The organism is Verminephrobacter aporrectodeae subsp. tuberculatae At4 (genome assembly GCF_000193225.1).
Lineage (GTDB): Bacteria > Pseudomonadota > Gammaproteobacteria > Burkholderiales > Burkholderiaceae_C > Acidovorax > Acidovorax aporrectodeae.
On the sequence record NZ_AFAL01000399.1, the window covers coordinates 1 to 23,790 of the forward strand.

Below are 23,790 nucleotides of genomic sequence, written 5' to 3' on the forward strand. Positions count from 1 at the left end.
CGTGGGTCTGCGCTGCCCGGCGCACCCCGTGGCGCAGGCGCTGCTGCGCGCCTGCGCCGCGCCCGCGGACGACGGACCGCCCGTCCGGGGCGTGGCCGCGCCCAGCGCGAACCGTTTTGGCCGCGTCAGCCCCACCACCGCGCGGCATGTGCAGGACGAACTGGGGGCAGAACTGCTGGTGCTCGACGGCGGCCCCTGCGGCGTGGGAATCGAATCGACCATCGTCGACTGCACGCGCGGCGTTCCCGTGCTGCTGCGGCCCGGCGCCATCACGCGCGCGCAGATCGCTGCGGCCTGCGGCATCGCGCCACTGTCCCCGCGGGAACTGCCGGCCCTTGCGCCGCGCGCGTCGGGAACGCTGCTGGCCCACTACGCCCCGGCCGCCAAGGTCCGCCTGATGGACGCGCCGGCCCTGCAGACCAGCCTGGACCTGTTGGGCGCCGACGCCGCCTGCATGGGCGTATACGCGCGCTGCGCGCTGCGCACCAGCGCGGCCGGCATCGTCGTGCGGCGCATGCCCGACGACGCCGCCGCCGCGCAGCAGCAACTCTTTGCCGTGCTGCGCAGCTTTGACGACCAGGGCGTGCGGCTGATCTGGATCGAAACCCCGCCCGCGCTCCCCGAATGGGAAGGCGTGCGCGACCGGCTGCAGCGCGCAGCCGCAGCCTGATGGGCGCGCAGGGACAGGAATGGAATTGGCCCGGCGGAACCCGGCTTCGTTAAACTCGGCCCCACTTTTCTGGAGAAATACATGGCAGCAAACTGGATGCGCCGCAGCGTCATGGTCGCCGTCTGCGCGTCGGCCGCATGGCTCACGGCCTGCGGTTCGAGCACCACCGAATCGGCCATTTCGCCCCAGCGCTTCGTCGCGTTTGGCGACGCCATGAGCGACGTGGGGCAAAACGGACCGCGCTACACCGTGAATGACGGCAGCGTGAACAACTGGACCCTGAAACTCGCGGCCCAATACGGCAAGCCACTGACACCCGTGGCGGCGGGGGGCAGGAGCTACGCGGTCGGAAACGCGCGCATCCAGGCCAAGCCCGACGCAGCCGGCAACGCGAACACGCGCACGCTCACCGAGCAGATCGACGATTTCCTGGCCGGCGATCGCTTTGCGGAAACCGACCTGGTGCTCGTGAGCGGCGGCATCAGCGACGTGATCGCCGGCATGGCCGCGGTCACCGCGGGCCGCGAGACCGAAGACGCCATGGTGGTCGCAGCGCGCCAGGCGGGCAATGACATGGCGGCGCAGGTGCGCCGGCTGGTGGACGCCGGGGCCAAGCACGTGGTGGTGACCGGCACCTACGACCTGAGCAAGACCCCCTGGGCCAAGGTCCTGGGGCGCGAAGACCTGCTCACCCGTGCGAGCAGCCGCTTCAACGAGGGCCTGCTCGTGGACATCGTGGACCTGGGCGCGAACGTGCTCTACGTGGACTCGGCGTACTACGTGAACCTGTACACCAGCGTGCCCGGGAGCTACGGCTTCAAAAACACCACGGCGGCCGTATGCACCGCGGTGGACCCGGCAAACGGCATCGGCATCGGTGCGGGTCAGCTCAACTCGACCCTGTGCACCGGAGCCACGCTGCTCGCGGGCGCGAACCAGGATACGTACGTGTTTGCCGACACCGTGTATCTGACCCCCTCGGCGCAGCGCCAGTTCGGCACCTTCGCCTACGACCGCCTGCGCTCGCGCTGGTAGGGCCTTGCTGTCGGACCGCAGCCTGCGGCGCGGCCTGATGCACTGCGGGCAGCGTTCAACGTTGCGCTCCGGTGGGGTTAACCGAGTTGCTCAGAAGCATGCTGGAAATATCCCATCTCGCCATCGTTCGTGAGGTTCATCGGCAGGGCTCGCTGACGGCCGCTGCGGGCACGCTGTGCCTGACGCAGTCTGCGCTGAGCCATACGATGAAAAAGCTGGAGCAGCAACTGGGCTGCGCCATCTGGCTGCGCGAAGGCCGCAGCCTGCGGCCCACGCAGGCGGGCGAGTACCTGCTCGCGGTCGCGAATCGCGTGCTGCCGCAGCTGGCTGCCGCAGAGGAGCGGCTGCAACAGTACGCGCGCGGGGAGCGCGGCACGCTGCGCATCGGAATGGAATGCCATCCCTGCTACCAATGGCTGCTCAAGGTGGTCGCGCCGTACCTGGCAAGCTGGCCGGACGTGGACGTGGACGTCAAGCAGAAGTTTCAGTTCGGCGGGATAGGGGCGCTGTTCAGCTTTGAAATCGATCTGCTCGTCACCCCCGACCCCCTTCCCAAGCCGGGTCTGCGGTTTCAGCCGGTGTTCGACTACGAGCAGGTTCTGGTGGTCGGTGCCACGCACCGGCTGGCTTCGGTCCCCTACGTCAAGCCGGAGCAGCTGAGCCCGGAAGTGCTGATCACCTACCCGGTTGCCTTGGAGCGGCTCGACATCTACAACCAGTTCCTGCTGCCTGCCAACGTGGCACCGAAGCGCCACAAGACCATCGAGACGACGGACATCATGCTGCAAATGGTGGCCAGCGGCCGCGGCGTGAGCGCTCTGCCGCGCTGGTTGGTCCAGGAGTACGCCGCGAAGTTGCAGATCGTTCCGATCCGGCTTGGCCGCAATGGCATTGCCAAACAAATCTTTCTCGGCACCCGCGAAGCGGACAAGGAGCTCGACTATCTGAACGCCTTCGTCAATTTGGCGCGGGAAAACGGCAAGAGCCAGGGTCTTGAGCGTGCCAGCCTGCGCGGGTAGTGTCTGGCAGCTTCTGCCCCCCGGGTGGCAAACGGGGCTGCGCATACAATGCCACGTTTCGCCCGCGACCAGGCGCTCCTGTGCGCGGGCAGCGTGTATTTCGACCATCCGCCGTGGAGTTTTCGCCTGTGTTCATCGCTTCCGCTCTTGCCCAAACCGCACCCGCCGCAGCCGCTGGCGGGGGCGACATGATGTCCTCGTTGACCAGCATGCTGCCCCTGGTGCTCATGGTGGTGATGCTCTACTTCCTCATGATCCGCCCGCAGATGCGGCGCCAGAAGGAGCACCGCGCAATGATCGAGGCCATCGCCAAGGGCGACGAGGTGGCCACCACCGGCGGCATCGTCGGCCGGGTCGTGCGCCTGTCCGAGGGCTTCCTGCATCTGGAGGTCGCGCAGGGCGTCGAAGTGCAATTGCAGCGCAGCGCCGTGGTCCAGGTTCTGCCCAAGGGTTCGTTCAAGTAACCGGCCCGGACGGCCCAATCCGTGGAGCGGGTGGCCTGCGAGGCCCTGCGCCCTTTGAAGCTTTCCGAGAGGCAGAAACGCGCTCATGAATCGTTATCCGATCTGGAAGTACGCGATCCTGGGGATCGTGCTGCTGGTGGGGGCGCTGTACACCCTGCCGAATTTCTTCGGCGAGGCGCCTGCCGTGCAGGTCTCCTCGGCCAAGGCCGCCGTCCAGGTGAACGAGGCGCTGCGCCAGCGGGTCGAGCAAGCGCTTGCGGCCGCAGGTGTCACGCCGCAGCGCGTGGATCTGGAAGGTCAGTCGGTGCGTGTGCGCTTTGACTCGCCCGACACCCAGCTCAAGGCCCGCGACGCGATCCAGAAGGCCCTGGTTCCCGACGCGAACGACGCCTCGTACATCGTCGCGCTGAACCTCGTCTCGCGCTCACCCGCCTGGCTCAAGGCGCTGCACGCGAACCCCATGTACCTGGGCCTGGACCTGCGCGGCGGCGTGCACTTCATGCTGCAGGTGGACATACAGGCGGCGCTGACGAGGAAGGCCGAGGCGTACGTCGGCGACCTGCGCACGGCCCTGCGCGACAAGAACATCCGCCATGGCGGCGTGAGCCGCGAGGGCTACAACATCGACGTCGTGCTGCGCGACGAAGCCACGCTGGCAGCGGCGCGCGCGCTGCTCGCCGAGCAGTTCCCCGACCTGCAGGCGAGCAGCGCGCCCGAAGGCGCCGGGTTCAGGCTGCGCGCCAGCATCGAGCCGCAGGCCGCGCGCCGTGTGCAGGAGCAGGCGCTCAAGCAGAACATGGTTACGCTGCACAACCGCATCAACGAGTTGGGCGTTGCCGAACCCGTGATCCAGCAGCAGGGCCTGGAGCGCATCGTGGTGCAGTTGCCCGGCGTGCAGGACACGGCCAAGGCCAAGGACATCCTGGGCCGCACCGCCACGCTGGAGGTGCGCATGGTCGACGAAAGCGCCGAAGCGCGGCCGCGCAAGCCGGACGGGGCCCCGTGCCGTTCGGTTCGGAGCGCCATCCGGAGCGCAACGGCCAGCCCATCATCGTCAAGAAGCAGGTCCTATTGACCGGCGAGAACCTGACCGACGCCCAGCCCGGCTTCGACGGCCAAACGCAGGAGCCCAGCGTCAACCTCACGCTCGACGCCAAGGGCGCGCGCATCTTCCGCGACATCACGCGCGAGAACGTGGGCCGGCGCATGGCCATCGTGCTCTTTGAAAAGGGCCGGGGCGAGGTCGTGACGGCCCCCGTGATCCGCGCGGAGATCGGTGGCGGCCGCGTGCAGATCACGGGCCGCATGACCACGGCCGAGGCGCATGACACCGCGCTGCTGCTGCGCGCCGGCTCGCTCGCGGCGCCCATGGAGATCATCGAGGAGTTCACCGTCGGCCCCACGCTGGGCGCCGACAACATCGAACGCGGAATCGACAGCGTGCTCTGGGGACTCGCGGTGATCGCGATTTTCATGTGCCTGTACTACCTGCTGTTCGGCCTGTTCTCGAGCGTTGCGCTGGCCGTGAACCTGCTGCTGCTGGTGGCGGTGCTGTCCATGCTCCAGGCCACGCTGACGCTGCCGGGAATCGCCGCCATGGCGCTGGCCATCGGCGTGGCCATCGACTCGAACGTGCTGATCAACGAACGCATCCGCGAGGAGTTGCGCTCGGGTGTGTCCGCGCAGGTCGCCATCCACACGGGCTACGAGCGGGCCTGGGCGACCATTTTGGATTCCAACGTCACCACCCTGATCGCCGGCCTGGCCCTGCTGACCTTCGGCTCCGGCCCGGTGCGCGGCTTTGCCGTGGTGCACTGCATCGGCATCCTGACGAGCATGTTCTCGGCCGTGTTCTTCTCGCGCGCGCTGGTGAATCTGTGGTACGGCCGGCGCAAGCGGCTCAAGAGCATATCCATTGGCCAGGTCTGGAAGCCGCAGGCCGACGGCGCTGCGGCGAAGACGAACTGAAAGGGGCCGCGAGCATGGAATTTTTCCGCATCAGAAAAGACATCCCCTTCATGGAGCACGCGCTGATCTTCAACGCGATCTCCTTCATCACCTTTGCCCTGGCGGTGTTCTTCCTGCTGACCCGCGGCCTGCACCTGTCGGTGGAGTTCACGGGCGGTACGGTGATGGAAGTCGCGTACCACCAGGGCGCCGAACTGCCCAAGGTGCGCGCGGCGGTCTCGGCGCTGGGCTACCCCGACGTGCAGGTGCAAAACTTCGGCACCGCGCGCGACGTGATGATCCGCCTGCCCGCGCACAAGGGCGTGACCTCCGCGCAGCAAAGCGAACAGGTCCTGGGCGCGCTGCGTGCCGCCGACCCCCAGGTCGAGTTGCGTCGCACCGAGTTCGTCGGCCCCCAGGTGGGCGAGGAACTGGTGCACGGCGGCCTGACGGCGCTGGCCATGGTGATCGTGGGCATCGTGATCTATCTGGCCCTGCGCTTCGAGTGGAAGTTCGGCGTTGCGGCCGTCATCGCGAACCTGCACGACGTGGTGATCATCCTGGGCTTCTTCGCGTTCTTCCAGTGGGAGTTTTCCCTCTCGGTGCTGGCGGCGGTGCTGGCGGTGCTCGGCTACTCGGTGAACGAATCGGTGGTGATTTTCGACCGGATTCGCGAGGCCTTCCGCAGGTACCGCAAGATGAGCACGCGCGAGGTCATCGACCACGCGATCACCAGCACCATGAGCCGCACCATCATCACCCACGCGTCGACCGAAGCGATGGTGCTGTCGATGTTCTTCTTTGGCGGCCCGAGCCTGCACTACTTTGCGCTGGCGCTGACGATCGGCATCCTGTTCGGCATCTACTCCTCGGTCTTCGTCGCGGCAGCGATTGCGATGTGGCTCGGGGTCCGGCGCGAGGATCTGCTCAGACCCGTGAAAAAGGACGGGGCCGATGATCCCCACGCTGGAGCGACAGTCTGAACTGCTGGTGTTCTGCCCCGCGAATAGCAGCACAAAATGAAACGGATGCATTTCGCGTCAGGGCAAGGCGCAAACCGCAGCGATACCCGTAGGTATCGCGAGGATTTGCAACGCCGCCATGGCGTGAAAGGCGCAGTTTCATGTGCCGCTATTCGCGGGGCAGGACACTAGCCATGCAATCCACGCCAGCCTCCGCTGCGCAGCGCCGCCTGGCAGGGTTGGCACGCCAGCGGTTCGTGGAGGGCCTCTGCGCGGGACTCCCGTCCCTGGATCAGGCGGTGCAGAACTTCCTGAGGACGCAGATGAGCCAGGCCGGAACGGGCCGCGAAATGCAGTCGCGCCACGACGCCTGGATGCACTACCAAAGGCAGCGGACCGACTGGATCGGGCGCACCGGCGCGGCCTGGCGTGCAGCGCTGGCGCCGCATCCGGGGCAGGTCGCGGACGCGGACGGCGCGCACAACCCATTCGAGTTGCTCAGCGACGATGTGATGGAAAACAAGGTCCAGGCATCGCGCATGGCCCTCATGGTCAGCGAGCAACTGGGGCAGGATTTTGACCAGATGCGCCAGTGCACCCAGTCGCTGGAAGAGCGCAATCTCGTGGGCAAGGACATTCTCTGGCCCGACGGAGTCTGCCTGCGGTTGGTCGAGCAATGGGGCGAAGCCGGCCTGTCGCACGGCGAACTGCGCATGGTGTTCACCCCCTTGCAGCGCGGCCTGGCGCATCTGCTCCAGAAGCACTACCAGGCGATGAATGCGTTCTATGCGGAGCAGGGCGTGACCCCGGCGGACCTGCGCTCGCGCATACGGCACACCACGGGCGGGGGGGGCCTGCCCCATCCCAATCCCCCGAGCTCCCAATCCCGGCTACACGCCGCGCAATGCCTGACCGGGGGTTCCCCACCGCCCCCCGGGCGCATGCGCAGCACGCCCTGCCCGCCGCTGGCCGGACCCCTTTGGCGCACCTGCGCCAGCAGGCCCAGGGCGTGGTGCTGGGACAGTTGCTCCAGTTGCTGGCACAACCGGCCCCGGGGTTGTTTGGCCTGAGCGCGCCCGCACGGCCCTCCCCGGCCCTGGCGCATGCGCTCGCGCTCAACCCGGTGCCGGCAGGCGCCAGCGGCGTTGTTGCGCAGGGCGGCGGCCCGCAGGCCGTGGTGCAGCTCGTGAGCCAGGCGCGCAAGCAATCCACCGAGCTCAAGCAAAAAGCCGAAACCGGCAATGAGAAGGTCGTCGTCGAAGTGCTGGCGCTGATGTTCCAGAGCATCCTCACGGAGGAGCGCATTCCCCCGGCGGTGCGCGTCTGGTTTGCGCGGCTGCAAGTGCCCGTGCTGCGCGTGGCGTTGGCCGAGCCGGCGTTCTTCAGCAACCCCGATCACCCCGCGCGCAAACTCATCGATCGCATGGGCGCGTGCGCCATGGGTTTTGACGCTGCCGCGATCAACGGCAGCGCGCTGGAGGCGGAAATCCGCCGCATCGTGCAGGTCATCGAGCAGTATCCCGAAACCGGGTCGCGCGTTTTCCAACTCGTGTACGACGAGTTCGAAAAGTTTCTCTCCCGCTTCCTGACCGAAAAGCAGACCACGGCGCGCGTCGTGAGCGTCGCCCAGCAGGTCGAGCAGAAGGCGGTGCTGACCATCCAGTACACCATCGAGCTGCGCAACCTGCTGCGCGATGTGCCGGTGCGCGACGAGATCCGCGAATTCCTTTTCAGGACCTGGGCCGAGGTGCTGGCGCTGTCGGCCGTGCGCCACGGCGCGCAGCACGCGGACACCGTCGCGTACAAGCACGCGGCGGCAAACCTCGTCTGGGCCGTCAGCGCCAAGCCCAAGCGCAGCGACCGCGCGCGGCTCATCCAGAACCTGCCCACGCTGCTGCGGCAGCTGCGCCAGGGTTTGACGCTCATGGGAGTCGATGGCGCGGCGCAGAACGCGCAGATCAAGGTTCTGACGGACACGCTCGCGGACGCGTTCCAGTCCAAGACCGCAGCGATCCCGCAAGCGCACCTCGACGCCATGGTCGAGCGCCTGGTCAACCTTGAGGACCTCATGGGCGACGCCACGCTCGGCGAGGTACCGCTGAACGTCGAGAACGTCGAGATGCTGCTCGGCATCGACGCGTCGTCCATCCACGTGCTGGCCGACAACGGCGCGCGCGTGGACGACGCCATGCTCGCCTGGGCGCAGGAACTGCAACCCGGCGCCTGGTACACGCTGGACCACAACGGGGGCGCGGCGCACGTGCAGTACATCTGGCAGAGCCAGCGCAACCAGTTGCACCTGTTCGCCGCCGTCGATGGCCGCAGCTACCTGATACAGCTGCACCGGCTGGCGGCGTATCTGCAGGCCGGCCTGCTCGTGGTCCAGGACGCAGAGGGCCTGACCCTGCGCGCAACGCGCGCCGCACTGGCCAAGCTGGACGCGAACCCCGAACGGCTGCTGGGCTGAGAGGGTGCAGAAGCAATGATCCATGGAGCCAGCCAGGTGCTCCGCCCCGAAAGTATCAGCACATGATCAAGCGTGCGCAGAGATCTCGATGTGCAGCCTGCGGAGTTTGCGGTACAGGGTGTTGCGGCTGATCTCCAGCGCCTTGGCGACGTGGCTCACGTTCCAGCGGTGCTCCTCGAGCATCTGCAACAGAGCCTTGCGCTCGTTCGCCTGAATCGGGTTCAGCCCGCTGGCTGGCGCGGCCTCAGCGGGTGCCGGGGACCTGCTCAGCGAAGGCAAATGCTCCGGCGTGATCGTCTGGCCGTCGGCGAGCGCGGCCGCGCTGCGCAACACATGGCGCAGCTGGCGCAGGTTTCCGGGCCAGGGATGGCCCATCAGCAGACGCTCGGCCGCTGCGCCGAGCCGGCACGCGCCGCCGGCTTCGTCCATCAGGATGTCGTGAATCAATTCGCGCCGGTCGGTGCGCTCGCGCAGGGCCGGCAGATCCAGTTCGATTCCGGCCAGCCGGTAGTACAGGTCCTCGCGGAAACGGCCCTCGCGCACCAGGCTCGGCAGATGGCGGTGGCTCGCGCTCACGAGTTGGAAGTTCACCGGATAGGTTTCCTCGGTGCCCAGTGGGGTGACCCGGCGCTCGTCGAGAACCCGCAGCAGGCGCGCCTGCAACTCCAGCGGCATGTCGGCGATCTCGTCGAGGAACAGGGTGCCGCTGTCGGCCTGCAGGATCTTGCCGCGCCGCCCGTTGCGCTGCGCACCGGTGAAGGCACCCGCCCGGTAGCCGAAGAGTTCGGATTCGATCAGGGTTTCGGGCAGGCTGGCGCAATTGACCGCGACGAATGCGCCCTCGGCGTGCGGGCTGCCGTCGTGTATTGCGCGCGCAAACACCTCCTTGCCGGAGCCGGTCTCGCCGCACAACAGCACCGGCGTGCGGCGCGCGATCACGCGCCGCGCGGTATCCAGGCGCGCGATCAGGCGCTCGTCCTTGAAGGTGCAGACGCTCGGCGCAGCGCGCGTGGACGCCCGCTCCGGCGCGCGCAGGCCCTCCCCCGCGGTGCGCGCGGACAGGGCCCTGGCGGCGTCCGCCGCCGGGCGGCGCGCGACGGCAAAGAAGCGCAGGGCTGCATGCGCGCGGTACGCCGCGACCGGGTGGAAGGACGCAGACAGGCTGCGCTGCAAAATATCTTCCAGCGAGGTCTGGAACAGCTCGTCGATGCGCCGGCAGCGGATATCGTCCATGGACTGAAAGCCGAGCTGGAACAGCGCGCTGCGGTTCGCCGCCAGCACGAGTCCGTCGGCGCTGACGGCGAGCTTGCCCTCGTGCAGCGTGTAGACGAATTCGGGGCGGCTGTGGAAATGCAGCGGGTGCGCATCGCTGAAGCGCTTGTCGATGAGCCGGTTCTCGATCATGCGCGCCGTCATTCCCAGCAGAACCAGCAGATGCTGCTGCATCAGGTGCGAGCGGCTGGTCACGTCCAGCGCCGCGACGATGTCGCCGCAGGGATCGAACACCGGCACCGCGGAACAGGTGAGCTGCGTGAAGCGGCTGAAGAAATGCTCCTCACGCTGCACGGAGACCGGGTGCGCGGCCGCCAGGCAGGTGCCCATGCCGTTGGTTCCGGCCTCGGCCTCGCCCCACACGCCGCCCAGGCGCAGGCCCATGGACTCCACCGTGGCGGCAAACTCGGGCGAGGACACCATGTGCACGATCACGCCGTCCATGTCGGTGAGCAGCACGGCGGAGTCGGGGTCCGCGAGTTGCTGATAGAGGGTGCTCATCTCGTAGCGCGCGCATTCGATGACGTCGGCCCGCTGCTCGCGCCGACTCTGCAGGGCCGCCGAGCCGATCATGACCGGCTCGCGCGGCCGGCCGGGATCGAGCTGGTACTGGTTCAGGCAGCGGCGCCATGAGCGCGTGACCAGGTCATCGCCCGCTTCGTCGAAACTCCTGTGCACCACCTCGAGCACGTGATCGGCGTGTCGGTCGCCCCGGTTGTGCAGTTGTCCGGCATGTTCCATGCTGTTTCCTCGGTCGGTCGGTTCGTGACTGCCGGGCTGCCGCGACCCCGGTGATCCCGCGGGCCCCGTGACCGTCTGGCAGCGCCGCAACGGATTCACTGACATTTTTTACGTGCGATTTTGCACCCGTTGCCGGAATCGTTCACGCTGTCCCCCCCCCGGAGCGCAGGGTTGGAAGGCTCGACGAAGCAGCGCCGGCGGGTATGATGCGGCCCGCAGACGAGCCGGGGTTGCGGACCCATGCGCAATCCCATGCACGAGGGGATTCGCAGGCGCCGTCGCTCGACACATCACTGCCCGTAGCTCAACTGGATAGAGCAATAGCCTTCTAAGCTATAGGTCGGGGGTTCAAGTCCCTCCGGGCAGGCCAAGCATTCCCCTGGAAGAGAAAACTGCGGGTATGGGTTGGAATCAGGCTTGGTGGCTGGAAAATGCGACTTCATTCAATTGGCAAGGTTTGCTCTCCCCTCTCTCCCTCCCTTCTCCCCCATGACCGCAGAATCTCCGATGACTGAAGAATCCACCCTCCCCATTGCGAACTCCCAAGGACGCTATACGACGGCCCTGGGGCCGGATGACAAGGATGAACTCGAGGGCATCCTCGACGGACTGGCCTCGCGGGGTGGGGAAGATATTCCCTGCTGGGAGTTTTGCGACGGGTTTCTCACGGCGCTGGTTTGCTGTCGCCGCCCGATTCCACCGGCCGAATACCTGCCCGTGCTGTTCGGGGATGATGGCGCCAGGTTGGAGGTGGCCGAAGGCGAGCCGCTCCCCTGGGTGCCTGTTTTTGCCGACGCCGCCCAGCAAACCCGCTTCATGCAGCTATGGACCCGCCGCTGGAACGAAGTGGTCAGCCAACTCGACATCGGCTTGGAAACGATGGTCGACGAGTACGAATTTCAGCCCGGGGTCCTGGACATGCGCGGTGCCATGGCCGACCTGAGCGACGAGGAGCGCGCGGAGATGGGCGAAGACTATGTGGTCCCGCCGCTTGGCCAGTTGTGGGCGCGGGGCTTTCTGTTTGCCGTGAAAAACTGGATCGATGACTGGGAGATCCCGGACGACAGGGAAGCCATCCAATGGCAGGACCGTGCGCTCGATGAGATCGCCGCCTTGCTCGAGGACGACACCGGTGTACCCGAGGTCGGTGCAATCGAAGACGGCCCGCTGAGCACCAGCCGGGCGCGCGTAGCGGTCTTCTGCAAGGCGGCCCAGGCGGCGTACGCACTGCGCCAGCTTGGCAAGGTCCTGGGCGCGCGCATGGCGATCGCGCAAAAGGTTTTCAAGCCAGGCCGGAACGACCCATGTCCCTGCGGCAGCGGCAAGAAGTACAAGAAGTGCCACGGCTGATGCGCTTGCCCCCAAGTGGCCTGCACCATCCCCAGGCAAGAGGGGGCGGGCGGCGTTTCATTGGAAGTGATCAAACGATGCGTAGCGGTTGACCACCGGCTGCCCCTGCGCATCCACCAGCCGCAGGCCCGGCTCGGCCTGCACTGCGCCGATGCGGGCCACGGGTGTGGCGCTGGCCTGCGCGGCGGCGGCCACTGCGGCGCGCAGCGCGGGCGGTGCGGTGAAGGCCAATTCGTAGTCGTCGCCCCCGGCCAGGGTGCATTGCCGCAGCAATTCGGGGTCCAGAGCGCTGCTGGCGCTGGTTTCCCTGGCGCTTTCGGCCATCAGCTGGCTTGTGGCCCGGGTGTCGATGCAGGCCCCCACGCCCGAGGCTCGGAGAATATGCGCGAGGTCGCCGAGCAGGCCGTCGCTCAGATCCACGGCACTGCTGGCAATGCCGCGCAGGGCCTGGCCCAGGGCCAGGCGCGGGGTGGGCAGTTCCAGCCGCTGGCGCGCGCGCGCCAACGGCTCGGCGGGCAATGCGATATGGCCCTGCAGCGCGAGCAAGGCCAGCCGGGCATCGCCCAGGCTGCCGCTGGCGTAGATGTCGTCGCCGGGCCGGGCGCCGCTGCGCAGCAGGGCTTGGCCGGCGGGCAGTTCGCCGAACACGGTGATGCAGATATTCAGCGGACCCCGCGTGGTGTCGCCGCCCACCAGTTCGCAGCCATGGGAATCGGCCAGCGCGAGCAGCCCGCGTGCAAAACCCGCCAGCCAGGCCGGATCGACGCAGGGCAGCGCGAGCGCCAGCGTGAACGCCAGCGGGCGCGCGCCGCAGGCGGCCAAGTCCGACAGGTTCACCGCCAGCGCCTTGTGGCCCAGACGCTCGGGCGCGACGTCGGCAAAAAAATGTCGGCCTGCCACCAGCATGTCGCTGGAGACGGCCAATTGCATGCCGGGCGTCGGCAGCAGCAGCGCGCAGTCGTCGCCCACACCCAGCGCGGCCCGGCGCACGGGGCGGGTGAAGTAGTGGGCGATGAGCTCAAACTCGGTCATTGCGGTCCGGAAAATTTTGCACAGATCCTCATGGCGACATGGTCCGGCACTTGAGCAGGACCCGGGACAGCGCCAGGATGCTCGGCCCGGGCGCATTCTTGCGCCAGATCAAGCGCGTCAGGGCGCGGCTGTATGGGGGTGGCAGGGCATGGACGCTCAAGCGCTCGCGTTCGACATAGGTGCCGAGCACGCTGCGCGGCACCAGGGCGATTCCCATGCCGACCGCCACGCAGCCGAGGATCAGATGGTAGGAGCCGACCTCGACGACGCGCTGCGGTTTGGTGCGCGCGCGGCGCAACCAGTCCTCCAGGCGTTGGCGGTGCGGGCAGCCGGGGTGGAAGGCGAGGATCGTCTTCACCGGGACGTCCTTGGGCGAGCGGATGCGCGGGTGTCTGGCCTCGGCAATGAGGACCAGTTCCTCTTCGTAGATCGGCATCGAATCCAGGCGCTTGTCGGATACCGGGTCGGTGACCAGCGCCGCGTCCAGCCGGGCGTGCAGCACCCGCTGGACCAACTCGCGCGGATCACCGGAATACAGTTCCAGGGCCACCTCCGGGTACATCTCGTGGAACAGGCCCAGGGGCTGCGGCAGGCGCACCGCCGCCGTGCTCTCCATCGTCCCGAGTCGCAGCACCCCCTTGGGCTGGTCGTCGCGCGTGGCCTGCGAGGCCTGCTCGGCGAGGTCGAGCAGCCTCTGCGCATAGTCCATGAGCACCTTGCCGGCGGGCAGTAGCTGCAAGCTACGGCCCTCGCGCAGAAACAGCGGCACGCCGAGCTTTTCTTCCAACTGCCGAACGCGCACGGTGACGCTGGACTGAGCGCGGTGCAGGGTTTGCGCGGCCCGGTTGATGCCCCCGGCCTGCACGACGGCCAGAAAGGTACGCAGGTCAGAGAGTTCAAACATATCTGATTTCCAGAATGATCCATTCACCATAATTCATTTTGCGCGATTCGGTGCAGGGCGTACATTCGGTCCGAATTCGGCCCATGCCTTGGGCCGCTCACCCAGAAAACAGGGATGGAACCATGAAGATTGGCCGCGTTGCAATGGCGTCGAACACCTGGGGCGTCGGCGTGCTGTGCGGCCTTGCGGTCGCGCTGATCTGGTCGGGCTGGTCGGTGGCAACGCGCTTTGCGATGAAAACCGAGCTCGCACCGGCCGACGTGACTTTTCTCCGCTTCGGGGTTTCCGCGCTCTTCCTGTGGCCCATCTTGTTGCGCCATGGGTTCGGCTTCCAGCGGATCGGCATCGCGAGGGTCTGCATCATGCTGGTCGGTGCCGGCGTGCCGTTCATGATGCTGGCGTCCGTCGGCATGCGTTTTGCCCCGGCATCGCACGCCGCCACGCTGATGATTGGCATGATGCCGATCTTCGTTGCGGTGTTGTCCGCGCTCTTTTTCAAAGAGAGGTTCAGCCGCATGCAGCTGTGCGGGCTGGCCGTGGTGATGGTTGGCGCCGCCTGCATGGGCGGCCAGGCGTTGATCGTCCACCGGGCCGACGGCCAGTGGCGGGGCGATCTGCTGTTTCTTTGCGCGGGGCTGCTGTTTGCCAGCTATACGGTGGTGCAGCGGCGTTCCGGAATCAGTCCGTGGCACGCGACAGCGCTGGTGAACGTCGGCTCGGGGCTGATCTTTGCGCCGATTTATTTCCTGTTTTTGCAGCCTGGCATCTTTGCTGCGCCGGTGCCGGAGCTGTTGTTCCAAGTATTTGCGCAAGGCATTTGCGTCGCCATTCTCGCGATGTTCTTCTACGCCGAAGCGGTGCGCCGGCTCGGCGCGCCGCGCGCAGCGATCTTCGGGGCCCTGGCGCCGGCCCTGGCCGTGCTGATGGGCATTCCCGTTCTGGGCGAATTCCCCGGTGGCGCGGGCTTGGCCGGAATCGTCCTGGTGATGGCGGGTGTCGTTCTGGTGGTGACGGGGGTCCGGCCCGCCAAGCCTGCCTGACCCGGGCTTATTGCTCGGCAAAGGCGCGTTCGATCACGAAGTCGCCGGGCCGGGTGGTGTTGCCTTCCTTGAAGCCGCGCTCGTGCACCATCTGCTTGAGGTCGCGCAGCATCTCCGGGCTGCCGCAGATCATCACCCGGTCGTGCATCGGGTCCAGCGCGGGCAGGTCCAGGTCGCGCGCCAGCTGGCCGTTGTCGATCACGCTGGTCGGGCGGCCCTGGTGCCTGAAGGGCTCGCGCGTCACCGTGGGGTAGTACTTGAGCTGGCGCTGCACCATGTCGCCGAGCAGTTCGTGCCGGGGCAGTTCCTGCGTGAGGTAGTCGTGGTAGGCCAGCTCTCTGACGGCGCGCACGCCGTGGACCAGGATCACCTGCCCGAACTTCTCGTAGGTCTCGGGGTCGCGGACCAGGCTCAGGAACGGCGCCACGCCGGTGCCGGTGGCCAGCAGGTACAGGCGCTTGCCCGGGAGCAGGTAGTCGATGAGCAGCGTGCCGGTGGGCTTTTTGCCGATCACGATCGGATCGCCCACCTGGATATGTTGCAGCCGCGAGGTCAGCGGGCCGTCGGGCACCTTGATGCTCAAAAATTCCAGGTGCTCTTCGTAGTTCGGGCTCACGATGCTGTAGGCGCGCAGCAGGGGCTTGCCGTTCACGCGCAGGCCGAGCATCGTGAAATGCCCATTGGAAAAGCGCAGCGCGGCGTTGCGCGTGGTGGTAAATGAGAACAGGCGGTCGGTCCAGTGGTGGACGCTCAGGACGTGTTCTTCGAGAAAGGCGCTCATGGTGCTTGGGGGGGCGGGGAGGGTTGAGAAACAGGGAAGAAGCCAGGGCATGGGGGGGCTGAAATCCGCGCCTTCTCAGGCCGGATGAACGGCCTGCATTGTTTCGCATCCGGCTTCGGAGCCCCGTGGCGTCCATATGATGCCCCACCGGCCGGGCCATGCAATCTGCCGGCTTCGGGGGAATTTACAAATCGGGATTGTCCTTGGCCAGCGCGGCCGCGCGCAGGCCCTGCAGCGTTCCCGTGGGCGTGATGGCCTCGGGGTCGATCAGACAGTGCAGCACGCTGGGCAGGCCGCTGGCGCGCGCACGCGCCAGCGCGGGGGCGAAGTCCTCGGTGCGTTCCACGCGCTCGCCATGGCCGCCAAAGGCCTGGGCGTAGGCTTTGAAGTCGGGGTTCTTGAGTTGCGTGGCGCTGACGCGGCCCGGGTATGCGCGCTCCTGGTGCATGCGGATGGTGCCGTACATGCCGTTGTCCAGCAGCAGCACGGTGATGGGCAGGCCGTATTGCACGGCGGTGGCGAATTCCTGGCCGTGCATCAGAAAGTCGCCGTCGCCTGCAAACACCAGCACCTCGCGCTGCGGCCACAGGCGCTTGGCGCCCACGCCGGCGGGCAGGCCGTAGCCCATGGAGCCGCTGGTGGGCGCCAACTGGCTGGCGTAGCAGGTAAACGGCCAGAAGCGATGCAGCCAGGTGGCGAAGTTGCCCGCGCCGTTGCACAGGATGGTGTCCGCGGGCAGCGTGGCGCGCAGGTGCTGCATCACCTGGCCCATTTGCAGCGCACCCGGAATGCGGATGGGCGCCGGGTCGCTCCACGCCAGGTACTCGGCGTGCGCGGCCCGGGCATGCTCCTGCCATGGCACGGCGGCCTGCGGGCGCACGCCGTCGAGCGCTGCGGCAAAGGCCTGCGGCGTGGCGTGGATGGCCTGCGCGGGGCGGTAGAGCTTGCCCAGTTCATCGGCGTCGGCGTGCACGTGCACCAGGGGCTGCGCGGGGTTGGGAATGGCCAGCAGTTCGTAGCCTTGCGCTGGCACCTCGGACAGGCGCCCGCCCACCAGCAGCAGCAGGTCGGACGCGCGGATGCGCGCCAGCAGCCCGGGGTTCGCCCCCAGACCCAGGTCGCCCCCGTAGCAGGCGTGGCTGGCCGGAAACAGCATTTGCCGCCGGAACGAGCAGTACACCGGCAGCGACCAGGCCGCGGCGAACGCCGCGAACCTGCGCACCGCGGGTTCCGACCAGCGGCTGCCGCCCAGAATGGCCACGGGCTGCCGGGCGTCCTGCAGGCGCCGGGTCAACTCGGCCATCTGCGCGGCGCCCGGGTGCGTTTCCGTGACCTGGCAGGGCAGGGCGTCGGCGACCGTGGCGGTCTCGGTGAGCATGTCCTCGGGCAGCGCCACCACCACGGGGCCGGGGCGGCCCGAGGTGGCGACGTGGAAGGCGCGCGAGAGCAGTTCGGGAACGCGCGCCGGGTCGTCGATCTGCACCACCCACTTGGCCATGCTGCCGAATACGGCGCTGCAATCGATCTCCTGGAACGCCTCGCGCCCCATGGCGTTGCGCGCCACCTGGCCGACGAACAGGATCAATGGCGTCGAATCCTGGTGCGCGACGTGCACCCCGGCGGACGCATTCGTCGCCCCCGGACCGCGCGTCACGAAGCAGATTCCGGGACGGCCCGTGAGCTTGCCCTGGGCCTCGGCCATCATCGCCGCGCCGCCCTCCTGGCGGCACACGGTGAGCTCGATGCGCGCGCCGTGCAAGGCGTCGAGCACGGCGAGGTAGCTCTCACCCGGAACACAAAAGAGCTGCTCGACGCCGTGCACGAGGAGTTGGTCCACCAGGATCTGGCCGCCCGTGCGCGCAGGGGTGGCAAGCGCTGCGCGCGTGCCGTGGCCCGGCGGAATCGATGCGGTGCGGGCAGAGGTCATTTGAGGTAGGTCTCCAGGGGCTTGTCGTTCGGGCTGGCGATCAGCGCCTTGAGCGCGGCGCCCATGGGCAGGTTCAGGCGCAGGTTCTTCGGCGGGATCGGGGTGGTGAACCACTTGGCGTAGATTTTCTCCAGCTCGCCGGTCTGCATCAGGCGCGTGAGCACGCCGTCCACTGCGGCCTTGAAAGCCGGGTCGTCCTTGCGAAACAGCAGGGCGATGGGCTCGGCACCCAGGGGCTCGCCCACGATGCGGAAGTCGCCGGGGTTCTTCGCGCCGGCAATCACGCCGGCGAGCAGGTTGTCGTCGAGCACGAAGGCGTCCGCACGGCCGGACTCCAGCAGCAGAAAGCTCTCGGCGTGGTCCTTGCCCAGCAGGATGTTCATCGGGGTGCCGAGCGCGCGCTCCTGCCTGCGCAGCATCTGCACCGCCGTGGTCCCCGTGGACGCGGCCACCGTGCGCCCGCCCAACTGGCTGATGGAGCGGATGGCCGAATCGGCGCGCACCGCCATGCGCACTTCGCTCACGTAGGTGGTCACGGCAAAGGCCACCTGCTGCTGGCGCGCGGTGTTGTTCGTGGTCGGGCCGCAGCCGATGTCGAGCGTGCCGTTTTGCACCAGCGCCAGCGTGCTCTGCGCGGTGGCGGCCAGGTATTCGAGCTTCGCATCGGGTGCGATCTCCCGGAGCACGCGCTCGCACAGCTCCACGTGGTAGCCCACGTATTTCTCGTTCGCGCCCAACGCATAGGCCATGGGAGGCGAGGCCTCGCGCACACCCAGCACGGCCCGGCCGCTGGTGCGGATCTTGTCCAGCGTGCCCTGCGTTGCCCCGGACGTCTGGGCGCACAGGAGACCAAACAGGAGGACGGCCGCTGCGGCGATCGCTGGGGTTGCGGGGAAAAGGGTCATGCCGTCTCTCCTGGAGTCAGGCCGAGCGCCCCTGGTGGAGGGCGACGCGGGGGTGTTGCACGTCAATCGCCGATGTCGAAAGCCACGCCCTGCGCCAGCGGCAGCGCGCTGGAGTAGTTGATGGTGTTCGTCGCACGGCGCATATAGGCTTTCCAGCTGTCGGAGCCGGCTTCGCGGCCACCGCCGGTCTCCTTCTCGCCGCCAAAGGCACCGCCAATCTCGGCGCCGCTCGGGCCGATGTTCACGTTCGCGATGCCGCAGTCCGACCCGGTCGCCGACATGAAGCGCTCGGCCTCGCGCACGTCGAGGGTGAAGATCGACGACGACAGGCCCGCGCCCACCGCGTTGTTCCACGCAATCGCGTCATCGAGCGACTGGTAGCGCAGCACGTACAGGATGGGGGCAAAGGTCTCGTGCAGCGCCGGGCCCATGTGTTGGGCCAGTTCCACCAGCGCGGGCCGCACGTAGTAGGCAGCGTCGCCGGCAATGCCCGCCTCCCGGTGGCCGCCATGCACCGTGGCGTTGAGCGCGCGGCTCTGCAGCAGCGCGGCCTGCATGTCGTCAAACGCCGTGCGGTCGATCAGCGGGCCCACCAGCGTGCCGGGCGTGCGCGGGTCGCCCACCGGCACGCGGTCGTACACCGCGATCAGCCGGGGCACCAGGGCGTCGTACACGCTGTCGTGCACGAACAGGCGGCGCAGCGTGGTGCAGCGTTGGCCGGCCGTTCCCATGGCGGAAAAGGCAAGGCCGCGCAGTGCCAGGTCCAGGTCGGCCGAGGGCGCAACGATGGCGGCGTTGTTCCCCCCCAGTTCCAGAATGCCGCGCGCAAAGCGCGCCGCCAGACGCGGCCCCACGGCGCGCCCCATGGCGCTGGAGCCGGTGGCCGAGAGCACGGCCACGCGGGCGTCGTCGACGAGCAGCTGGCCCACCGCGCGCGCGCCGATGAGCAGTTCCAGCAGGCCCTCGGGCGCAGCGCCGAAGCGCGCCAGCGCGCGCCGGGCGATGGCGTGCACGGCCAGGGCGGTCAGCGGGGTCTTCTCGGACGGCTTGCACACCACCGGGTCGCCGCACACCAGCGCCAGCGCGGCGTTCCAGGACCATACGGCGACGGGGAAGTTGAAGGCGGTGATCACGCCGCACACGCCCAGCGGATGCCAGGTTTCCATCATGCGGTGGCCGGGGCGCTCGGTGGCGATGCCCAGGCCGTACAGCTGGCGCGACAGGCCCACGGCAAAGTCACAGATGTCGATCATCTCCTGCACCTCGCCCAGCCCTTCGGAAGGTATCTTGCCGACCTCCAGCGTCACCAGCAGGCCCAGGTCGGCCTTGGCCGCGCGCAGTTCCTCCCCGAGCAGGCGCACCAGCTCGCCCCGGCGCGGCGCGGGCACGCTGCGCCACACCAGAAACGCCGCGTGCGCCCGGCCAATGGCGGCCGAGGCTTCGGCCAGCGTGGACTGCGGCACGGCGCCGATGGCCTCGCCCGTGATGGGGGAGTGCACCAACAGATCGCCCCCCGTGTACGCCGCCCGGGGCACGCCCAGGCGTTGCAGCAGTTGATCGACATCGTGCGCGAGGGACGTGGCTGGGGGGGTGGACATGGCGGCTTTCGCGGTCAAAGGGCAGGGGGCGCGGCGCGGCTCAGATGAGCTTGTCCAGCGGGTTGGTGATTTTCTTGAGCGGCCCGCTGCGCGCCGGGGGCACCATGAGGGGCACCTGGGTCGATCCGCCGTTCCAGGCCGGGTCTTCGATGCTGTCGAACACCTGACGCAGCTTCTGCCCCCAGCTGTCGTGCAGCATGCGAAAGTAGGGGTTGTGCTCGTCAATGCAGATCAGCTTGTCGGTGGCAAAGCGGCCCACCTCGTAGACGACCAGGTCCAGCGGCAGGCCCACGGACAGGTTGGACTTGAGCGTGCTGTCCATGGACACGAGCGCGCATTTGGCGGCCTCGTTCAACGGGGTTTCGGGCGTCAGCACCCGGTCGAGCACGGGCTTGCCGTATTTCGACTCGCCAACCTGGAAGTAGGGCGTCTCGGACGTGGCCTCGATGAAGTTGCCGGCCGAGTAGACCTGGAACAGGCGCATGCCCTCGCCCTGGATCTGGCCGCCGAACAGGATGGATACGTTGAATTCCACGCCCGCGCTCTGGAGCGCCGCGCCGTCGCGCTCGTGCACATGGCGCACGGCTGCGCCCAGCACGCGGACGGCGTCGAACATGCTGGTGGCGTTCCAGATCGTGATCGGCTCGCCGGATTCGCCGTTCTTGATCTGCTCGGTCTGGAGGATTTCGCGCACCGACTGCGAGATCGACAAATTGCCCGCGGAGAGCAGCACCATGAAGCGCTCGCCCGCTTTCTCATAGACGATCATCTTGCGAAACGAGCTGATCTGGTCCAGTCCGGCGTTGGTGCGGGAGTCGGAGAGGAAGACCAGCCCGGCGTTGAGTTTGATGGCGACGCAGTACGTCATGGCAATGCATGCGAGAGAAATCCTGTGGGGACAGGAGTGTAGTGCCGCGCCCTCAGCCGCCCGCCAGCCTCTTGAGTTGGTACAGCGCGTCCAGCGCCTCGCGCGGGCTGAGCGCGTCGGGGGCTATTTGGGCGAGCGCGGCTTCCACCGGGCTGGGGGCCGCAGTCGGGGGGATTTCCGGGGCGGCGAACAGGTCGATCTGCAATTTGCCTTCGTCGGCCCGCGCCTCCAGCACCGCGAGCGCATGGCGCGCGTGCTGCAGCACGGGGGCCGGCATTCCCGCGAGCCGGGCCACCTGGATGCCGTAGCTGCGGCTCGCCGGGCCGGGCTGGATCTCGTGCAGGAAGACGATGTCGGCCCCGGACTCGGTCGCGCTCACATGCATGTTGATTGCGTGGCGGGCCTTGGCGGGCAGCTCGGTGAGCTCGAAGTAATGCGTGGCAAACAGCGCGAAGGCGCGGGTCCTGTCGTGCAAATGCGTCGCGATGCCGCTGGCCAGCGCCAGGCCGTCGAAGGTGCTGGTGCCGCGGCCGATCTCGTCCATCAGCACCAGGCTGTGCGCCGTCGCGGCGTGCAGGATCTGCGCGGCCTCGGTCATCTCCAGCATAAAGGTCGATTGCGCGTTCGCCAGGTCGTCGGCGGCGCCGATGCGCGTGTGGATCGCGTCGATCGGTCCCAGGCGGCAGTTGGCGGCCGGCACATGGCTGCCCATGCCGGCGAGCAGCACGATGAGCGCCACCTGGCGCATATACGTCGATTTGCCGCCCATGTTCGGGCCGGTGATGATCTGCATGCGGGTGTTCGCGTTCAGCCGCGTGTGGTTCGCGATGAAGCTGCCGCTCGAGGTTTCGGCCAGCCGCGCCTCGACCACCGGGTGGCGACCGCCCTCGATTTCGATGCAGGGCTCGGGCATGAACTGCGGCGCGCACCAGTTCAGCGTGAGCGAGCGCTCGGCCAGCGTGCACAGCACGTCCAGCGTGGCCAGCGCCCGGGCCAGGCGGGTGAGCGCGGGAACATGCGCCTGGAGCCGGTCCAGGATCTGCTCGTAGAGCCATTTCTCGCGTGCCAATGCACGCTCGCCGGCGGACAGGGCCTTGTCTTCAAAGGCCTTGAGCTCGGGCGTGATGAAGCGCTCGGCGTTCTTCAGCGTCTGGCGGCGGCGGTAGTCGTCGGGGACGCGGTCGAGGTGGCTGCTCGTGACCTCGATGTAGAAGCCATGCACCTTGTTGAACTGCACGCGCAGGTTGGCGATTCCGGTGCGCGCTTTCTCGCGCGTCTCCAGAGCCAGCAGGAAGGCGTCGCAGTCGGTCTGTATGGCGCGCAGTTCGTCCAGTTCGGCGTCGAAGCCGGGCGCGATCACGCCGCCGTCGCGCACCAGCGCCGCGGGCTCCGGGGCAATCGCGGATTCCAGCAGCTCGGTGCAGTCTGCGGGCGGGTGCAGATGGCCAAAAATTTGCGCCAGATACGGCTCGGGCGCGCGCTCATCGAGCGCCAGCAGCGCGGCTTTTTGCAGCGTCCGGCCCAGCGCCAGCAGTTCGCGCGGGCGCACCTGGCGCAGCGCGATGCGCGCGGTGATGCGCTCCACGTCGCTCACGCCCCGGAGCTTGTCGCGCAAGGTGGCCCAGGGGTCGGCGCCAGCGCCCGCGCCGCCCCGCAGCGCCGTGGTCGCGGACAGGCGCTGGCGCGCCTCGGCGCGGTCGCGGCGCGGCTCCAGCAGCCAGGTCTTGAGTAGCCGGCTGCCCATTCCCGTCATGCAGGTGTCGAGCAGCGAAAAGAGCGTGGGCGCATCGTCGCCGCGCAGGGTCTTGACCAGTTCCAGGTTGCGCCGCGTGCTCGCGGGCAGGTCGATCAGCTCGTCGCCCCGCTGCACCTGCACGCTGTGCACATGGGTCAGGGCACGGCCCTGGGTGTGCTCCGCGTAGGCCAGCAGCCCGGCCGCGGCGGCGTGCGCTGCGCCCAGGTCCTGCGCACCCCAGCCCTGCAGGCTGGCCGCGCCCAGGTTTTCGAGCAGCTTGCGCGCGCCCAGCGCGCTGTCGAACTGCCATTCGGGCCGGGGGCTCATGGGGCATGTGAAGGCACCGTCCTGGCGCAGCGCCTGCAATTGCTGCTCGAAGCGCTCCGTCACGCCCGCGCTGTGGATGAGCTCGCAGGGCGCGACGCGGGCCAGCCAGGCGCCGAGCTCGTCGTGCGCGCATTCGGTCAGATGGATGCAGCCCTGCGTCAGGCTGAGCCAAGCCAAGCCGCAGCGCGCGCGCGGCGCCTGGTGCACGGCCAGCAGCAGCGTCTCGGACTTGTCCGGCAGCAGTTCGGCATCGGTCAGCGTTCCGGGCGTGACCACGCGCACCACCTTGCGCTCCACCGGCCCCTTGGCCGCAGTCACCTCGCTCACCTGTTCGGCGATGGCCACCGACTCGCCCATCCTGATCAGGCGCGCGAGGTAGTTCTCCAGCGCATGAAAGGGCACGCCCGCCATCACCACCGGTTGTCCGCCCGACTGGCCGCGCTGCGTGAGCGCAATGCCCAGCAGGCGCGCAGCCTTTTCCGCGTCGGCGTAGAACAGCTCGTAGAAATCGCCCATGCGGTAGAGCACGAGCGTCTCGGGGTACCCGGCCTTCAGGGCCAGGTATTGCTGCATCATGGGGGTGTGGTGTTCGCGCGGATCGGACATGCAGGCGGTGGCAGAAATGGGGCAAATGGAGCCAATGGGGCGTAAGACTGTAACAGTTAGCCCCCGGGCCATTGCCACGGGTTTGGTTTCCCGCCTGGGTTTTGGCATCCTTTGAAAAAGTCATGATGAAGGCCGTCGTG

At 67.9% G+C, this 23,790-nt stretch carries 18 protein-coding genes, 1 tRNA gene and 1 pseudogene; 11 read left to right on the forward strand and 9 right to left on the reverse strand.

Features of this window, described 5'->3' with window-relative positions; genetic code table 11:
* The 8 genes and pseudogenes from VTU_RS0111060 to VTU_RS26880 form a co-directional block, all read left to right on the forward strand.
* Nucleotides 1-670 (forward strand): L-threonylcarbamoyladenylate synthase (locus VTU_RS0111060; RefSeq protein WP_029554300.1); only part of this gene is annotated, 670 nt, incomplete at its 5' end.
* Nucleotides 671-751: 81 nt separating this feature from the next.
* Nucleotides 752-1,705, forward strand: coding sequence for an SGNH/GDSL hydrolase family protein (locus tag VTU_RS0111065; RefSeq protein WP_010104143.1), 954 nt, complete (start codon nt 752-754; stop codon nt 1,703-1,705).
* 98 nt (nt 1,706-1,803) lie between these two features.
* Nucleotides 1,804-2,724: a LysR family transcriptional regulator gene (locus VTU_RS0111070; RefSeq protein ID WP_010104144.1), complete on the forward strand. Its 921-nt coding sequence runs from the start codon at nt 1,804-1,806 to the stop codon at nt 2,722-2,724.
* Between the two features lie 128 nt (nt 2,725-2,852).
* The gene (yajC, locus tag VTU_RS0111075; RefSeq protein WP_029554301.1) at nt 2,853-3,188 is read left to right on the forward strand and encodes a preprotein translocase subunit YajC; all 336 of its coding nucleotides are present in this window, start codon (nt 2,853-2,855) and stop codon (nt 3,186-3,188) included.
* 85 nt (nt 3,189-3,273) lie between these two features.
* Nucleotides 3,274-5,156: pseudogene (secD, locus tag VTU_RS26875) on the forward strand (protein translocase subunit SecD).
* Between the two features lie 14 nt (nt 5,157-5,170).
* Nucleotides 5,171-6,118 carry a protein translocase subunit SecF gene (secF, locus tag VTU_RS0111085; protein ID WP_010104147.1) on the forward strand — a complete coding sequence of 316 codons (948 nt, stop codon included), beginning with the start codon at nt 5,171-5,173 and terminating at the stop codon, nt 6,116-6,118.
* Nucleotides 6,119-6,291: 173 nt separating this feature from the next.
* Nucleotides 6,292-7,167 carry a DUF1631 family protein gene (locus VTU_RS35415; RefSeq protein WP_498370518.1) on the forward strand — a complete coding sequence of 292 codons (876 nt, stop codon included), beginning with the start codon at nt 6,292-6,294 and terminating at the stop codon, nt 7,165-7,167.
* Complete coding sequence (locus VTU_RS26880; protein WP_498370519.1) at nt 7,077-8,564, forward strand: hypothetical protein; 1,488 nt, start codon at nt 7,077-7,079, stop codon at nt 8,562-8,564. The genes VTU_RS35415 and VTU_RS26880 overlap by 91 nt, the downstream gene beginning before the upstream one ends.
* 66 nt (nt 8,565-8,630) lie before the next feature.
* On the opposite strand, the gene VTU_RS0111095 is transcribed toward VTU_RS26880, so the two are convergent.
* A complete protein-coding gene (locus VTU_RS0111095; protein ID WP_010104149.1) occupies nt 8,631-10,577 on the reverse strand; it encodes a sigma-54-dependent Fis family transcriptional regulator in 1,947 nt (648 codons plus the stop codon).
* Between the two features lie 293 nt (nt 10,578-10,870).
* Here VTU_RS0111095 and VTU_RS0111100 point away from each other — a divergent pair.
* Both VTU_RS0111100 and VTU_RS0111105 read left to right on the forward strand, forming a co-directional pair.
* Nucleotides 10,871-10,947: transfer RNA gene (locus VTU_RS0111100), tRNA-Arg, on the forward strand.
* A gap of 137 nt (nt 10,948-11,084) precedes the next feature.
* Nucleotides 11,085-11,927 (forward strand): YecA/YgfB family protein, encoded by an 843-nt coding sequence (locus VTU_RS0111105; RefSeq protein WP_010104151.1) that lies wholly within the window; start codon nt 11,085-11,087, stop codon nt 11,925-11,927.
* A 57-nt stretch (nt 11,928-11,984) separates the two neighbouring features.
* Here VTU_RS0111105 and thiL read toward each other — a convergent pair whose 3' ends face one another.
* The gene (gene thiL, locus VTU_RS0111110; protein WP_010104152.1) at nt 11,985-12,959 is read right to left on the reverse strand and encodes a thiamine-phosphate kinase; all 975 of its coding nucleotides are present in this window, start codon (nt 12,957-12,959) and stop codon (nt 11,985-11,987) included.
* Nucleotides 12,960-12,987: 28 nt separating this feature from the next.
* Nucleotides 12,988-13,863 (reverse strand): LysR family transcriptional regulator, encoded by an 876-nt coding sequence (locus VTU_RS0111115; RefSeq protein ID WP_010104153.1) that lies wholly within the window; start codon nt 13,861-13,863, stop codon nt 12,988-12,990.
* A gap of 38 nt (nt 13,864-13,901) precedes the next feature.
* Between VTU_RS0111115 and VTU_RS0111120 the strand changes: the two genes are divergently transcribed.
* The gene (locus tag VTU_RS0111120) at nt 13,902-14,903 is read left to right on the forward strand and encodes a DMT family transporter (RefSeq protein ID WP_236610709.1); all 1,002 of its coding nucleotides are present in this window, start codon (nt 13,902-13,904) and stop codon (nt 14,901-14,903) included.
* A 7-nt stretch (nt 14,904-14,910) separates the two neighbouring features.
* Here VTU_RS0111120 and VTU_RS0111125 read toward each other — a convergent pair whose 3' ends face one another.
* From VTU_RS0111125 to mutS, 6 genes are all read right to left on the reverse strand, one after another.
* Nucleotides 14,911-15,684, reverse strand: coding sequence for a ferredoxin--NADP reductase (locus VTU_RS0111125; RefSeq protein WP_010104156.1), 774 nt, complete (start codon nt 15,682-15,684; stop codon nt 14,911-14,913).
* A 184-nt stretch (nt 15,685-15,868) separates the two neighbouring features.
* Nucleotides 15,869-17,611 carry a thiamine pyrophosphate-binding protein gene (locus VTU_RS0111130; protein ID WP_010104157.1) on the reverse strand — a complete coding sequence of 581 codons (1,743 nt, stop codon included), beginning with the start codon at nt 17,609-17,611 and terminating at the stop codon, nt 15,869-15,871.
* Nucleotides 17,608-18,516 (reverse strand): amino acid ABC transporter substrate-binding protein, encoded by a 909-nt coding sequence (locus VTU_RS0111135; protein ID WP_010104158.1) that lies wholly within the window; start codon nt 18,514-18,516, stop codon nt 17,608-17,610. Before VTU_RS0111135 ends, VTU_RS0111130 begins: the two co-directional genes overlap by 4 nt.
* Before the next feature lie 62 nt (nt 18,517-18,578).
* Nucleotides 18,579-20,114: an L-piperidine-6-carboxylate dehydrogenase gene (gene amaB / locus VTU_RS0111140; RefSeq protein ID WP_010104159.1), complete on the reverse strand. Its 1,536-nt coding sequence runs from the start codon at nt 20,112-20,114 to the stop codon at nt 18,579-18,581.
* A 40-nt stretch (nt 20,115-20,154) separates the two neighbouring features.
* A complete protein-coding gene (locus VTU_RS0111145; RefSeq protein WP_010104160.1) occupies nt 20,155-20,982 on the reverse strand; it encodes a proteasome-type protease in 828 nt (275 codons plus the stop codon).
* A 52-nt stretch (nt 20,983-21,034) separates the two neighbouring features.
* Nucleotides 21,035-23,650: a DNA mismatch repair protein MutS gene (mutS, locus tag VTU_RS0111150; RefSeq protein ID WP_010104161.1), complete on the reverse strand. Its 2,616-nt coding sequence runs from the start codon at nt 23,648-23,650 to the stop codon at nt 21,035-21,037.
* Nucleotides 23,651-23,790 lie beyond the last annotated feature (140 nt).

Bases quoted from the DNA above. Each gene is read 5' to 3' on its own strand.
- amaB (WP_010104159.1), bottom strand. From the start codon at position 20,114: ATGTCCACCCCCCCAGCCACGTCCCTCGCGCACGATGTCGATCAACTG.
- VTU_RS0111130 (WP_010104157.1), bottom strand. From the start codon at position 17,611: ATGACCTCTGCCCGCACCGCATCGATTCCGCCGGGCCACGGCACGCGC.
- VTU_RS0111105 (WP_010104151.1), top strand. From the start codon at position 11,085: ATGACTGAAGAATCCACCCTCCCCATTGCGAACTCCCAAGGACGCTAT.
- VTU_RS0111065 (WP_010104143.1), top strand. From the start codon at position 752: ATGGCAGCAAACTGGATGCGCCGCAGCGTCATGGTCGCCGTCTGCGCG.
- VTU_RS0111145 (WP_010104160.1), bottom strand. From the start codon at position 20,982: ATGACGTACTGCGTCGCCATCAAACTCAACGCCGGGCTGGTCTTCCTC.
- secF (WP_010104147.1), top strand. From the start codon at position 5,171: ATGGAATTTTTCCGCATCAGAAAAGACATCCCCTTCATGGAGCACGCG.
- thiL (WP_010104152.1), bottom strand. From the start codon at position 12,959: ATGACCGAGTTTGAGCTCATCGCCCACTACTTCACCCGCCCCGTGCGC.
- VTU_RS0111115 (WP_010104153.1), bottom strand. From the start codon at position 13,863: ATGTTTGAACTCTCTGACCTGCGTACCTTTCTGGCCGTCGTGCAGGCC.
- VTU_RS0111095 (WP_010104149.1), bottom strand. From the start codon at position 10,577: ATGGAACATGCCGGACAACTGCACAACCGGGGCGACCGACACGCCGAT.
- VTU_RS35415 (WP_498370518.1), top strand. From the start codon at position 6,292: ATGCAATCCACGCCAGCCTCCGCTGCGCAGCGCCGCCTGGCAGGGTTG.
- VTU_RS0111070 (WP_010104144.1), top strand. From the start codon at position 1,804: ATGCTGGAAATATCCCATCTCGCCATCGTTCGTGAGGTTCATCGGCAG.
- VTU_RS0111125 (WP_010104156.1), bottom strand. From the start codon at position 15,684: ATGAGCGCCTTTCTCGAAGAACACGTCCTGAGCGTCCACCACTGGACC.
- VTU_RS0111135 (WP_010104158.1), bottom strand. From the start codon at position 18,516: ATGACCCTTTTCCCCGCAACCCCAGCGATCGCCGCAGCGGCCGTCCTC.
- mutS (WP_010104161.1), bottom strand. From the start codon at position 23,650: ATGTCCGATCCGCGCGAACACCACACCCCCATGATGCAGCAATACCTG.